General features: G+C 56.1%; 10 protein-coding genes. 2 read left to right on the top strand and 8 right to left on the bottom strand.

The features are described from left to right. Positions 1–73: 73 nt before the first annotated feature. From EGO56_RS21615 to EGO56_RS21590, 5 genes are all read right to left on the bottom strand, one after another. Positions 74–2,611, bottom strand: coding sequence for an excinuclease ABC subunit UvrA (locus EGO56_RS21615; protein WP_135911072.1), 2,538 nt, complete (start codon positions 2,609–2,611; stop codon positions 74–76). Positions 2,612–2,830: 219 nt separating this feature from the next. Further along, positions 2,831–3,223 (bottom strand): helix-turn-helix domain-containing protein, encoded by a 393-nt coding sequence (locus tag EGO56_RS21610; RefSeq protein WP_135911071.1) that lies wholly within the window; start codon positions 3,221–3,223, stop codon positions 2,831–2,833. Further along, positions 3,223–3,522 carry a type II toxin-antitoxin system HigB family toxin gene (locus EGO56_RS21605; protein ID WP_135911070.1) on the bottom strand — a complete coding sequence of 100 codons (300 nt, stop codon included), beginning with the start codon at positions 3,520–3,522 and terminating at the stop codon, positions 3,223–3,225. The genes EGO56_RS21610 and EGO56_RS21605 overlap by 1 nt, the downstream gene beginning before the upstream one ends. 446 nt (positions 3,523–3,968) lie before the next feature. Then, entirely contained in the window at positions 3,969–5,435 is a 1,467-nt protein-coding gene (locus tag EGO56_RS21595; RefSeq protein WP_135911068.1) for a YsnF/AvaK domain-containing protein, read from the bottom strand. A 276-nt stretch (positions 5,436–5,711) separates the two neighbouring features. Continuing rightward, positions 5,712–6,281, bottom strand: a complete 570-nt coding sequence (locus EGO56_RS21590; protein WP_135911067.1) for a pyridoxamine 5'-phosphate oxidase family protein — start codon at positions 6,279–6,281, stop codon at positions 5,712–5,714. A gap of 254 nt (positions 6,282–6,535) precedes the next feature. On the opposite strand from EGO56_RS21590, the gene EGO56_RS21585 reads away from it, so the two are divergent. Continuing rightward, complete coding sequence (locus EGO56_RS21585) at positions 6,536–7,120, top strand: GNAT family N-acetyltransferase (protein ID WP_135911066.1); 585 nt, start codon at positions 6,536–6,538, stop codon at positions 7,118–7,120. Between the two features lie 45 nt (positions 7,121–7,165). Here EGO56_RS21585 and EGO56_RS21580 read toward each other — a convergent pair whose 3' ends face one another. The 3 genes from EGO56_RS21580 to EGO56_RS21565 form a co-directional block, all read right to left on the bottom strand. Then, entirely contained in the window at positions 7,166–9,295 is a 2,130-nt protein-coding gene (locus tag EGO56_RS21580; protein WP_135911065.1) for a putative bifunctional diguanylate cyclase/phosphodiesterase, read from the bottom strand. Between the two features lie 426 nt (positions 9,296–9,721). Further along, positions 9,722–9,961: a transcriptional regulator gene (locus EGO56_RS21570; RefSeq protein ID WP_135911063.1), complete on the bottom strand. Its 240-nt coding sequence runs from the start codon at positions 9,959–9,961 to the stop codon at positions 9,722–9,724. 415 nt (positions 9,962–10,376) lie between these two features. Next, complete coding sequence (locus tag EGO56_RS21565; RefSeq protein WP_135911062.1) at positions 10,377–11,759, bottom strand: methyl-accepting chemotaxis protein; 1,383 nt, start codon at positions 11,757–11,759, stop codon at positions 10,377–10,379. A gap of 347 nt (positions 11,760–12,106) precedes the next feature. Between EGO56_RS21565 and EGO56_RS21560 the strand changes: the two genes are divergently transcribed. Then, positions 12,107–13,888 (top strand): GGDEF and EAL domain-containing protein, encoded by a 1,782-nt coding sequence (locus EGO56_RS21560; protein ID WP_135911061.1) that lies wholly within the window; start codon positions 12,107–12,109, stop codon positions 13,886–13,888. Positions 13,889–13,909 lie beyond the last annotated feature (21 nt).

The raw sequence follows: 13,909 nt of genomic DNA, 5'->3' as shown, positions 1-13,909 counted from the left end.
CGGGCTCAGGAGTTTACCCCTGAGCCCTTATCGTGCGCCTGTTTCAGCGGCGTCGTCATCCACCGCAATCCTGTTACGCCGGATCGCCCGCCCTCTTTTCAAGCTGTGCGGAAAGCCATGGCGCAGTCAGACTCTCTGCGGATGTGCTGACCGCTTCCGGCGTACCGGACGAGACAATCCTTCCGCCCTTCAGCCCCGAACCGGGCCCCAGGTCAATCACCCAGTCCGCCTCTGCCACAATGCGCATTGTATGTTCCGCCATCACGACGGTGTGACCGCGCGTCACCAGTTCATTCAGCACAATCAGCAGTTTGTCCATGTCGGATGGGTGCAACCCGGTTGACGGTTCATCAAGCAGATAGAGCGTGGCTGTGCGCTGGACGCGTTGCAGCTCCCAGGCGAGCTTGACGCGCTGACACTCACCGCCAGAGAGTTCCGTGGCGGGCTGACCCAGCGTCAGGTATCCCAGCCCCAGAGATCGCAGTGCCGACAGTGAACGCTGGATCCCGTCGTACCCGTCAAACACCCTGGTGGCATCGTCTACGGTAAGAGCAAGCACATCCGCTATGGTCAGGTCGTTCCACTTCACCTCCAGCGTTTCGGGGTTGTAACGGCTTCCCGCACAGACCGAGCAGGTTGCGGTGGCGCTGGGCATAAAGAGCAGCTCAATCGAAATCTGTCCCTGACCTTCGCACGCAGGACAGCGACCCGCGGGCAGATTGAAGGAAAACCGGCTGGCGCTGAAACCTCGGGCTTTCGCCTCGGGGGTCTCTGCAAACAGCCGGCGGACGATATCGAAAAAGCCGGTATAGGTGGCCAGATTGGAGCGTGGCGTCCGCCCGATAGGACGCTGATCGATTCTGACCAGACGGCCAATGGCGTCATTTCCGCTGATAACCTGACCCTTAACGTCCGGCACCAGGTCCTCTTCTTCACCCTCTTCACTGTCAGATGTTTTGTCAAAACGTCCGAGCATTTCCGGAAGTACGCGATTCAGCAGCGTCGATTTGCCGGAGCCGGAAACACCGGTAACTGCCGTCATTCTCGCCAGCGGGATGGCGATATCCACGCCGGTAATATTGTTGCAATGGACCTGTTCAAGCCTGAGCCAGCTCTCCGCGGGCCTGCGCTGGCGCAGCCCGGTATAGCTGCGGGAGAAGAGATAGCCTGATGTCGGTGAGGCACTGACGTCTTTAAGGCCTGCCGGTTCACCGTTATAGACGATCTCACCGCCATGCGTTCCCGGGCCGGGACCGACTTCGATGAGCCAGTCAGCCTCGGCGATGAGGTCGAGGTTATGTTCGACGACCACCAGCGAGTTACCTGCACGCACAAGATTCTTGAGGGATGCGAGCAGCGCTTTGACATCCTCAGGATGCAGACCAGCTGAAGGCTCATCCAGCACGTAAAGCACGCCAAACAGCCGCGATATCAGCTGGGTAGCCAGACGTACGCGCTGCAACTCGCCGGAGGAGAGCAGCGTGGTGCGGCGTCCCGGTGCCAGATGCCCAAGTCCCAGCGTCTCAAGCTGTTCAAGCCGCATGCAGATATCTGACGCCATCCGGATGACGGCTTCCCGCAGCGCCGCCTCGGCAGGCAGATCTGATGATGAACCGTCTGCATAAGGCCTCAGCCGTTCAGTAAGTTCAGAAACCGACAGCTCACTCAGACTGGCAATGTCATAACCGGCAAAGGTCACGGACAGTGCGTTCCGGTTTAACCTTTTGCCATGACACACTGAACAGGGCGTGACCGTGACAAAGCGCGCCAGCCGTTTTTTCGTCGTCTCGCTGCCACCGGAATAGCTCTGCAATACGATTTTTGCGGCGCTGGTGTAGGTGCCGGTATAAGCGGGTTCTTCGCCAGCCGCCAGTGCTTTTTCACGCTGTTCAGCGTTCAGACCCATAAAAATCGGCACTGATGGCTGCTCGTCAGTCAGCAGTATCCACTGCTGGTCGCGGGCTGAAAGCGTATCCCAGGGGGCATCGACATCGTAGCCGAGCGTCTCAAGGATGCTGCGCAGATTTTTGTTATGCCAGCCCCGCGGCCATGAAGCTATGGCACCCTGCCGGATGCTCAGTGACCTGTCCGGCACCATCGCCTCGGTTCTGACGGTATGAACCCGTCCCAGCCCCTGGCAATGCGGACAGGCACCTTCAGGATTGTTAGGCGAGAAATAATCGGCGGTCATAAACGGCACACCGTCAGGCCTTGTGCCCGCACGGGAAAACAGCAGGCGCAGCGTGACGGAAATTCGGGTCAGGCTGCCTACCGTTGAACGCTCCTGCACGCCAGCCCGGCTCTGCTGAAGTGCTACCGCAGGCGGCAGTCCGTCAATGTTATCCACATCCGGCGCAGCGGCCTGATCGATCAGGCGACGGGCATGGGGTGAAACCGACTCGATAAACCGGCGCTGGGCTTCTGCATAAAGCGTATCAAAGGCGAGTGAGGATTTCCCGGAGCCTGAAACCCCGGTGAACACCACCATGGCATTACGGGGAAACCGCAGTGATACATCTTTGAGATTATGTGTTCTTGCACCCTGCACCGACACATAAGGATCGATGTGCTCATCAGCGCGATAAGTATGGGCGTTATCTTGTTCTGTCATGATGTCCCTGTTTGATGATGCACGGCAGATTAACGATCAGCTGCCGTTAATGACTGAAAATTGCAGAGGCTGACCCGGCTTTCGGGCTATCCGGCCCATTACGGGACAGAAACACCAGCAAGGGTAGTCAGGGATTTTAGTCTGCACAACGCGGGGGCGGCTGATTCAGGACAGTAAAAAGAACAGCACATAAAAAAGCCCACACAAGGCGGGCTTTAGTTACCGGACGCTTATCCTTTCGGATTGAGCTGCGCCTATGAGTGATGCGAGCGGAATATTGAACATTTTATGCAGGTTCCGAATCATGGGCAGCGTCAGCGCACGCTTATGATTCAGTACCTCATAGACGCGGTTCGGGCGTCCAATTGCCGGCACCAGGTCTTTCGGTGTCAGCCCCATCTGTTCCATGCGGAATTTAATCGCCTCCACCGGGTCAGGTGCCTCAATCGGATAATGTTCCTGTTCATATTTTTCAATAAGCAGGATCATGACCTCCAGAAAGTCACCGGCTTCACTTCCCGGTTCTGGCTCATTGTCGAACAGGGGAGATACGGCGGCCAGGGCGGCTTGATAATCTGCTTCACTGTGAATCGGTTTGATTTTATAAGTCATCACATTTCCACCGTATTTGCATTTACCCTGTCGTATTCAGCATGCGTTCCTACAAACTTTATGTAGACCGCCTGAAACCTGTAAGCCACCGCAACGATCAAACGGCAATGATTGCCTTTAATATCAAACACCACCCGATTGTTGCTCAGAAAATCTGCCGTTCTGTACTTGTCCTTAATGTCCTGCGGCGTTTTCCACTGAGCCTTACTCACTTCATCTACCCATGCTTTCAACGGCTGTTCCGCCTGATTATGGGCTTCCCAGAATCGTTTGAGAGACGCGATCGATATAATTCGCACTGACATTCCTTGTTGTCCCATACTGGGACTAATATAGCGGTCCCGATATGGGACTTCAAGGACAAGATGTTTTGTTTTCAGAAATAGTTTATGAGTAAAGTGTTATTAACCACAGACATTGCGATGTTCGCGCTGGCGGAGGCTAGCCATTTTTACGCATCTTATCGAAACCGTGCTCTGCACGGGAAATCGCTCGTCGTTTTACCTTAAGATGATGGCTGAGTCAGCGCTCAGCAGAAACAAAGTACATGAGCATAAGAATGGCGTACATGTGTTCAGATCCAGTTATGAACGTTACGCTGGCAGGTCGGCACAGATAAGTGCCATTCCGGGCGAAAAAACCGAAAGGCGATCCCGCGCCGCAGATTTCATTCAAAACGTGCTCTGCACGCAAAAAAAACCCGTCAGCGACGGGTTTTTTCAGGCCTGAAAGATGAAAGTCAGCGTTACGGCTTTTTAAACTTGTCTTCGACCTTATCTTTAGCTTCAGCAATTTTATCCCCGGCTTTTTCCACGAAACCCTCTTTATGCGCGGGTTCGCTGCCTGGCGTTACCGGACGGCTGTCGTGGTCAGCGCGCGCCTGACGCGTACTTTCCAGCAGCGGGTCGGTCGCGGCAGGATTACCGGTCACCGGATCTGCATTGAGATGGTCGGCACGGGCATGGTCAATATCCACTTCCTGACGACGCACCGAGTCATTGATGGTTTCGACCCGATCGCTGGCCTCTTTGCGGAGCACCACTTCTTCGATGATCTGCGCAGTCTTATTGACCACCGGCTGCTCATGCGTCTCTTCCACTTCAACCGTTTTCTCGGACCAGTCAACCTGGTCCGGTGAGCCCGTTTCGTTCACCGGACGACGGAAAATTTCAGCATGCTGCTCATGCAGAGAAACATTTTCAGACACCCGATCCGTGACAGTGTAGCGGCGCACGCGGGTTGAGCCTTCGCTGACCAGTCGTTTACCCACTTCCAGTCGCTCTTCGGCCAGACGCAGCACATCTTCGTCACTCTCATCACCGGTCAGCGCAGTACGCGCCGTGCCGCGATGGGCAGAATCGGTTTGCAGCGGATCGATGGCACCGTTTTCCTGAAGCGTGCCGCTGGCGGGTGCTGTCAGGCCATCATCGGGCGCATAGTCATCAGGTAGCGCGGCACTGCGCTCAGTCAGCTCTTCATGTGCATCCAGAATGCCCAGTGCGCGCGGCAACTCATCCTCATCGGCCCGCAGCGACAGCACCACACCGCCGGTACGCATCGCATCTTCATAAACTTCGGCCTGATCCTCTTCCAGCGTGTTGCCAAACAGGCGCTGCCAGAAACCAGGATGACGGGCTTCATGACCTTCAGTACGCAGCCGTTCACCGGAGATGATATCAATGTCATCATCCAGGAACCCGGCCTTGATCAGGTTACGCTTTGCACCTTCTGCCAGTGAGATATTGCTGAACATTGTTACGATTGTTTCACGCGCCATGTTGTGTTCCTCGGTGATGGATTCGGACGGCTCTGAATAAGGTATTCGGGTCAGATGAGCCTGCTGTCGGCGCAGGGAAACAATCTGTTCTGTCTCTACCTCGCTGACCACTTTGCGAATGTGCCACTCCTCTTTCAGTACCAGATGACGGACGATCTCGACCTCTTCTTCGACAATCGGAATAATCAGGACGCCATTTTCTTCACGAATCGCCGGCATCTCAGTCAGCCGCTCCGATTTAGAAATGCGTTGAATATCCGCCGTCTGCTGTCGGAGCATCAGCGCAATTTGCTGCTGATGTTCTGTGACCTGGCGGGTAACCCTGACATGACCGTCGATGACCCGCTGTTTCGAGACCTCAACGGTTTCCTCCGCCAGACTTAAGACCTGCTCGCTACCCTCTGACCCTGGTTTTTCAGGAGGTTGATTGTTCATGATTAACCTGCCTGTGATACAGAGCGATCATTTGTACTTTCCCTGGCCTTGAGCATAAGTGACTGCTTTTGGGTTAGTTAAAGCCTGGCACAAACAATGACAAAGGAAAGAAAAAAGCAGAAATATGCCGCGATGTGAAGATAACATGGCGCTAAAATCGGATAAGCGATGCGGCAGATAAAAAGAGGATCTCAGGGTGAATAGCAGTGAAATCTCTGTTTTCAGGTGAGCCAAAGAGAAGGGATCGGGCAGTGAGCACGCCTGACGTGCCTCATCTCAGGGATTGATCCATCCGCTTTCCTGTCGTTCGCCATGGGCGGAATAGTGAAACAGCGCACGCTGATTCTCATTGCGCTGAAGCTGATACGCATCCAGCACGCTGACCTGCACAATCACTACGCCAAAACGCGATTCGCCCGCTTCTGTTGCCGTCGCGTCCGGTGTCTCGTGAGCGGGGGCCAGTGCTTCTCCCGGCGGCCCGCCGATGTACGTCTGGCGCGTGTGCTGCGGTAAAGTGCGCCAGGCGTCACGGGCAACTGCACTTCCCGCGGCATAACATTCAGCCTGTCCCACCAGCCGGAGCTGCAGGCGACGCTCATGGCAATATCCCAGCACGGTAACCTGGGGGTTCGCCGCCATCTCCAGCCACTTCGGACTACGCACATCGGTATGAAAGGTCAGCATCCGGCGGACGTCATGGCACTCGCGCAGTACCACCGTGCGCGCCTGAGGCCGTTGTGCAGCATCCACGGTAGCGAGCGTCAGATAACGAAATCCGGCCTGCGGATCGGCGGCAGCCTCTGCCAGTGCTGCCCAGCTGGCTGTTTCAAAGGTTTTCAGATCCATTGGAAATTACTCTCATCAGGGACAATGTCAGCCATCTGGCTAAAAGCGTAGCAATGATGTGAGCAGATGGCCTGTCCGCCCCGCTCTGGCAGGACAATATGACCCGCGACTCGCCGGGCGATACCGCGGAAGAGTACGATAGCCGCGGGATTGCGGAACGCCTCGCAAAGTCGCGAACGCGTGTCCCGCCAGTCTGCCGCTCTGTGCTATTTTTGCGCCATCACCTTACCGTTTTATCCGCAGGGAATGGCACTATGTCTGATGTGAAGCCCGCTGAAGTCCGGCCAGAAATGCCCGTTAAAGTCACCTCGCCGCGCCTGACCTATCGGCCACTGAGTCAGGAAGACTGGCCTTTTTATCTTGCGGTCAGTCAGGACAGATCGGTGATGAAGTACATCAGCAATCCGCGCAGCGCTGAAGAGATCCGAACCCGGTCATTCGACGTGCGCCTGCCAGCCTGGGACAAAGGCTGCACACACTGGCTGTGCCTGGTCATTGAGGAAAAAGCGACGGGTCTGCCGGCTGGCTTCTGCGGGTTTATCGATCGCGGAGAGGGCATTGCGGAATTTGGTTTTATTCTGGCTGCCCACGCACAGGGCAAAGGCTACGGCAGCGAGTCGCTGCATGCCATTATCGCCTTCTGCTTTGAGCAACAGGGTTACCGCAAAATGACCGCAACGGTGACGGCAGGCAATGTCGCCTCATGCCGCACGCTGCTCTCCGCCGGATTTATTCAGGAAGGCACTCTGCGGCAGAATTTTTTCCTCGATGGTCAATGGCAGGATGACTGGATTTTCGGATTGCTGAAACAGGATTACCGACCCGGACAGCCAGACTGACGGGCGTCGATCGTCCCCTCTCTTCGGCTGCCAGGGTCAGAGTGTTCAGGGTGATGTGACATCGTAACCGCTGGCAACAGCGGGCGCAGAATGCTCCTCGCCGCACAGCATTGCTTCAAAGTCCGCTGGTGTCAGTGGCCGGCACAGGCCATTGCCCTGCATAATGTGACATCCGGCTGACGTGACAAAAGCGATCTGCTCTTTGTCTTCAACCCCTTCAGCAGCTACCCGAATACCCAGACTTTTGCCGAGTGCCGTGATAGATCGGTACATCATTCGCACCCGCATGCTGGAGTTCAGCTCGTGCGTCAGCGACTTGTCGATTTTAAAACCTGCTACAAAGCTGTGGCGCAGCAGATTAATCGCCCCCAGCGTGCGTCCGTAATGATCGATGATGAATGAGGCACCGGTCCGGCGCACCGCTTCAACCTGAACCGGCATATCCTGCACCAGCACAGCCAGCAGAGGCTCATCCACTTCCAGCTCAACAAAACCCGCATCGCCGCCAGCACTCTCGCGTATAACGGTTTCCAGGCTGTTCCCTGTCAGCTGACGCGGAAACAGATTGATGCTGACACGAAGCTCAGGCGATCGCACCTGCCACTGCCGGACCTGTGCCAGAGCACTGCGGATGATCCATTCGCCCAGCGTTACGGAAAGCGGGCTTTTAACCAGCATGCCGATGAAGTCGGCAGGCAACAGCAATCCGCGTGTCGGGTGCTGCCAGCGTACCAGCGTCTCGCAGCCAGTCAGTTTTCCGCTTTCCACGTCGAAGCGGGGCTGATAGTAAAGCGTGAACTGCTGCTGCCGCACCGCCGTTTCCAGTTCGCGTTCAAAACGGCGACGCTGCTGCTCCGCTTCACGAAACGCAGGCATAAACAGGATACTGCAGCCTTTGCCTGAAGCTTTAGCACGGTAGAGTGCCAGATCAGCAGCGGACATCACCGCAGAGGGGTCGCGACCGTGTTCCGGGTAGGAAGCGATGCCGGTACTGGCACCGACCACAACCGGCGAGTCGTGATAGCGGAACGGCGTCTGTACGGCCACAATCAGTTTTTCCGCCGTAATCGCTGCCTCAGCGCTGCCGCCCGCCAGCAGGATCACAAATTCATCGCCGCCCAGCCGCGCAGCCGTTACGGCACCGGCACACACCGCACGAATCTGCTCGGCCACGTGACACAGCAGCGCATCGCCAGCTGCATGTCCCAGCGTATCGTTCACCTCTTTAAAACCATCGAGATCGGTCATCAGTAAGGTGTAGGGAACGCCCGCTTTGGTCAGCTGCCCGACCTGATCCATGAACGCGCTACGGCTGGCGAGTCGCGTCAGCATATCCAGAGAAGCCAGCTCACAGAGCCGCGCCTCACTTTCATAGCGTGCCGTGACGTCGCGGATGATCATGCCCACCAGCCGCTCGCCCTCTTCACGCCAGCCCGAAAATGAGACTTCTGCCGGGAATTCACGGCCATCGCGCGTCACACCCCATATCTGCAGCGAACGAGGGTGAGAGATAGCCGCTTCGTCTGAGGTAATCCGGGCCAGCTCGTTACGGTAGTCAGTCTGGCAGCGCGCCGGGATCAGCTCGCTGACATACTGACCTCTCATCTCCTCTGCGCTGTAGCCGAAGAGAGCAGTGGCTGCCGGATTCCAGAAGGTGATGCCGCGTTGCAGGTCGGTACAGACAATGGCGTCGGGTGAGGTGGATGAGATTGCCTGAAGACGCTGCTGACTGGTGTAGCGCAGTAACTCCAGACGATGCATCTCCATGCGATCCATCACCAGTGCAGCAATATCGGTCAGATGCTTCCGATCTTCTGCAGTCAGCGGCTCGCGCGGATGACTGTCGGTCAGGCAGACGGTGCCAATGTGATGACCATCCGGCGTCGAGAGCGGGATCCCGGCATAAAAGCGGATAAAGGGGTAGCCATGAACCAGCGGACTGTCGCGGAAGCGGGGATCTTTCAGCGTATCGGGCACGCAGAGGATATCGCCCTGCGCCAACGTATGGTGGCAGAAGGCGACGTTGCGCGACGTACCGGAAATGTTCAGACCGTAGCGGGAAGCGAAAAACTGTCGCTTTTCATCGATAAGCGATACAAACGCCACCGGTACGCGGAACAGTCGCGCGGCAAGCGTGGTAAGGCGATCCAGCGCATCGGTCGGCGGTGAATCCATCAGATGATACTGCTTAAGTGCATCAAGGCGAGCCGCCTCGGCATCATGATAAACTGGACGTTTCAGCGTAAATCCCCTCTGATGTTATCTGCTGTGGCCGGCATGACGCAGCATGAAGAGGACACGTTCAATCAGACAGGACGCGCAGAACTGGCTGCCGACCCGCTGCCGGAAGAAAGGCCCGTCAGTGAACTCTGCAGCAAAAACCAGCCGCAACGAGCCCGATAAAGCCGGCATCGCAGACAGCGGGATGCCGGTTAATACGTTATGTCGGGCAGTGCGGTCGTGACGGTTCGGCGGTTAATAGCGGACCATGCCAGGACAATCCTGCCAGAGCAGATAAGACGCGCGAATTAATGCGCTTCGCTTAGCTCTTTATATCGGCCTGAAATATGTTAACTTCAGGGAAAATAGCGGCAGAACGCCTTACTTTTTAAGCTTTGGAACCAGTACGTAGTGCGGATGCTCTCCCGCCAGCAGCATCAGCAGTTCATATTCGCCCTGGCTGAGCAGCGCAGGATTTTTGGATGCTTCTTTGGTCTGCCAGACGCGCTGGCTAAGGTCGAAACGTTCGGCTGCAATCTCCTGCGAAAGACCCGCCGCAAGGCGCAGCTCACGTACATTACGCTGGACGGCAACAGGCCGCTGTAAAATCTGATTTCCCATATGAAACGCTCCGCATACGGTGCCCCGGTGAGATGGCCGGACAACCGAATCCGCTGTGGCCAACACATAAATTTGAGTTAAGTTTTAAATGCGCAGCGATCCGTAATCGTCAGGAAAGCGTAAAGCTCAGGTAAAACCACAGAGATTAACTGTAATTATATTTAATTCGTGAACCGGATAATTATTGCGCCGATGAAAATAACCGTCGCCCTTCTGAATAGTGATAATGATCAGGTAATGATTAAGATTCATCACCGCCTGAAAAAGATGACTTTTTTCATTCAGAAATAAAAGAGCGTAATTATTAACCGTTATTTTACTTTACAGAGCCGTTATCTGCAGATGAATAAAATATCCGGTCAGGCTATGCCTGACCGGAATCCACACGGCCACGTGTGTCTAATCGATACAAATGTCAGTTCACTATCCCGACAACCTGCGGTGGCAGGGTGAAGCGGGTAATGACGCTGCCCAGCGTTTCAGTCTGTCCGCTAAGGCTGCCTGCCGTCGCCGAAACCTGCTGGACCAGCGTCGCGTTCTGCTGCGTAACGCGGTCAAGTTCAGCCACTGCCACGGTGACCTGGGCAATTCCTTTGCTCTGCTCATCCGAGGCCAGCGCAATCTGTCCAATCAGTTCATTGACGCCGCCGACACCGCGCAGCACGGCTTCCATAGTCGTTCCGGCACTCTCTGCCGCCCGCCGGCCATCATCCACGCGTGCCACGGTATCGGCTATCAGCTCTTCGATCTCTCTGGAGGCCGCAGCACTTCGCTGGGCCAGTGAACGTACCTCACTGGCAACCACCGCGAAACCGCGGCCCTGCTCGCCCGCACGCGCGGCTTCTACGGCGGCGTTGAGCGCCAGAATATTGGTCTGAAATGCGATGCCATTGATGGTAGCAGTGAACTGCCGGATTTTCTCTGATCCCTGCGCGATGCTGGTGATGGCTGCCGACACCCGCTGAACCAGCTCCACGCCCTGATGGGTCGTATCCGTGGTGCTGGCGGCCAGTTCACGCGCTTCGCGGGCATTCTGTGCATTGTGACGCACGGTAACCGTGATCTCTTCCATGCTGGCGGCGGTCTGCTCCAGCGCAGCGGCCTGAGTGGAGGTCCGGTCGGAGAGATCGGCGTTACCCGCCGCGATGTCGCCAGCCTCACGATGAAGAATGGCTGCGTTGTCGTGGATAGCGCTGACCGTCTGCAACAGACTGTGCTGCATCTCTTTAACCAGCGGCACCAGCTGCCCGACGCAGTTGCGACCCAGATCTTCCGGCTCGCGCGTCAGGTCACCTCCGGCAATAATTTTTAAATGCCCGCGAATTTTACCCACCGGACGCACCAGATGGACGACCAGATAGCGGTCGCAAAATAGCAGCAACGCGAAGGCTGCTAGCAGTGCCGCCAGCAGTACGTGCCCGAGCTGGCGCCGGTCAGCGCTGAGAGCGGCCTGACTTTGCGCCAGCTGCTGCGTCACGCTATCCAGCTTCGCACGGGTAACCGTTGAATACTCTGAGGGTGAGGTCGTAAGCGCTGCGCGAAAGCTATCCCAGTCAGCACTGGCTGGCGTTGAGGCGAACAGGGCGTTTTTGTCTGCGGCTGTTCCGCCCTGCATAACAAGAGCGCTGTGCATAAGAAAACTCAGCTGCTGCGTCAGAACAGCTGAGCCATCGGTCTGACGATAAATATCCCGCACAATCTGAGTGCTGTAGCCACCTGCGAGCGCGACCACGCCCAGTGAGACGATCATTATCCACAGCACAACGCGGCGAATAGTGAAATGCCTGAGTGAGTTCATGAGGTTTTCCCCGGTGTTGTCATTGGTGTAGTTAAAATTAAACAAAAATAAGTTATGCCATCTACTTTAATGCGTTATTATATAGCGTACTATGTTTATGCTTACTATCCTGGCAGGGTATTCCAGAAATTAAAAGTTTTTAACGACAAAATAATAGAATCGTCATTCATAAAATATTTCGTTAAAGAAAAAGGATTTGCTATTCTGCTCAGGCCTGGCAGGCAATGTAATAAAAAATAAATCGTCATGGCTCTTTCTTTTTACAGAAATAGCCTGTAGTCATGACGCTATTCTCTTCAATTTTTCTGTTTAGTTTCGCTCCGTAACCAGCCGGTGCGGAGGAACCCATGCTTATGAGCCTTAGCGGCGGCGAAGATTGCCGTACGCGAACCCTGCACGCGCTGCGCAGTAACGACGAGAGTCGTGACGATGTGTTGCGACAGTTCGTCCGGCTGGCCAGCCAGGCCATTGGCATTCCCGGCAGCTTTATCTCCGTTCTGGATGATGAGATGCAGCACGTCAAAGCGGCGCACAATTTCACACTGACTCAATCCACGCGACAGGACTCGCTCTGCCGGCACGCCGTGGACAGCGACAGTACGGTAGTGGTGCCCGATACCCTGCTGGATAGCCGTTTTGCTGCCCATAAGCTGATTACAGGCGCGCCTTTTATCCGTTTCTATGCTGGCGTACCGCTTAAAAGCAGTACCGGTCTGATTCTGGGTACGCTCTGCGTGACCGACACGGCACCTCATCGCTTCAGTGACGATCAGGTGGCGATGCTGAAAATGCTGGCCGCGCTGGTGATGTCCTTTCTTGACGCCTGGTACTCAGCTGGCTTTGCCGACCCGGTAACCGGCCTGCCCAATCGTCAGCGTCTGATCCGCGATCTGCAGTTCCTTGCCGCCTCCGGAGACACCACGCCACGGCGGCTGGTGCTGATTGACTGTATCGATATGCCGCGTGCTTACGAACTGGCGCGCTCAATGGGCATGGGGCCGGTTGAAAGTCTGCTTAAGGATGTGGCAACACTGCTGCCGCTGCGTCTGCGCCCTGCCCCGGGAGAAATGCTTTACACCGTAGCAACCGGACGCTTTGCCCTGCTGACACGGCAGGAGAGCAGGCTCACTGCCAACTGGGTGGCCAATAAGCTGGCCGGGATCAGCGCCGATCTGGGTGATGGGCTGTCGGTTGCGCTGACGACCCATACCGGTGAGGCAAGTTTCAACACGGGTGAGATGCCTGCTCAGGAGATTCTGCGGCGGGCAGTCAGCGCGCTGCACGAAGCCATTACCCGCGACGTTGCCTCAATGCCGTTCAGTGAAGCCACTGATACGCGCCATACTCAGGATTTCACCCTGATGCATGACCTGGCCACTGCAATACGCCAGGATAAAGGGTTATGGCTCGCCTGGCAGCCGAAAATCTGCCTTCACAGCGGTAAGCCGATAGGACTTGAAGCGCTGATCCGCTGGCAGCATCCGCAGCGCGGCGAGCTTTCACCTGCGCAGTTTTTGCCCGTTGCCGGGCAAACCCAACTGCTTACCGAGCTGACCGCCTGGGTCACAGAGCACGCCATCGCCCGTCTCTCCCGTCTTCGCGACAGCTATATTCAACTGCCCATCACCATTAACGTCAGCAGCAGCGATTTTTCCCGTGACGGTTTTGCTGATGAACTGGAAGAACAGATGCTAAGAGCGAAGCTGCCGGTTTCGCTGCTGGGCATTGAGTGTCTGGAAACAGAACGGATTCTGGAAAGCCCCACCGCGATGCAGGGGCTTGAGATGCTGAAGCTACGGGGATTTGGTATTTCACTGGATGACTTCGGGACCGGCTACAGTAATATCAGTTATCTGCGGCGCATGCCGCTGGATGTGATAAAGCTGGACCGCTCGCTGATCAGTGAAATTTCGTCTGACACCGCATCGCGCGTCATTGCCCGCAGTATCATTGCGATGCTCAAGGACCTTGATTACATGGTGCTGGCTGAAGGCGTGGAGAATGCGGAAACCGTTACAGCGCTGACCGAGTTCGGCTGCGACCAGGCTCAGGGATTTTTCTACTCAAGGCCGCTGCCGGAAGCGGCGCTGGATGAGTGGCTCGGCTGGCGATTACGCAGTAAGTGCTGATTCTGTCTTCCCTGCCCCGCA

The sequence above is a fragment of the Pantoea vagans genome, assembly GCF_004792415.1.
In the GTDB taxonomy this organism is placed as follows: Bacteria; Pseudomonadota; Gammaproteobacteria; order Enterobacterales; family Enterobacteriaceae; genus Pantoea; species Pantoea vagans.
This window is presented reverse-complemented; position numbering and strand designations above follow the sequence as displayed.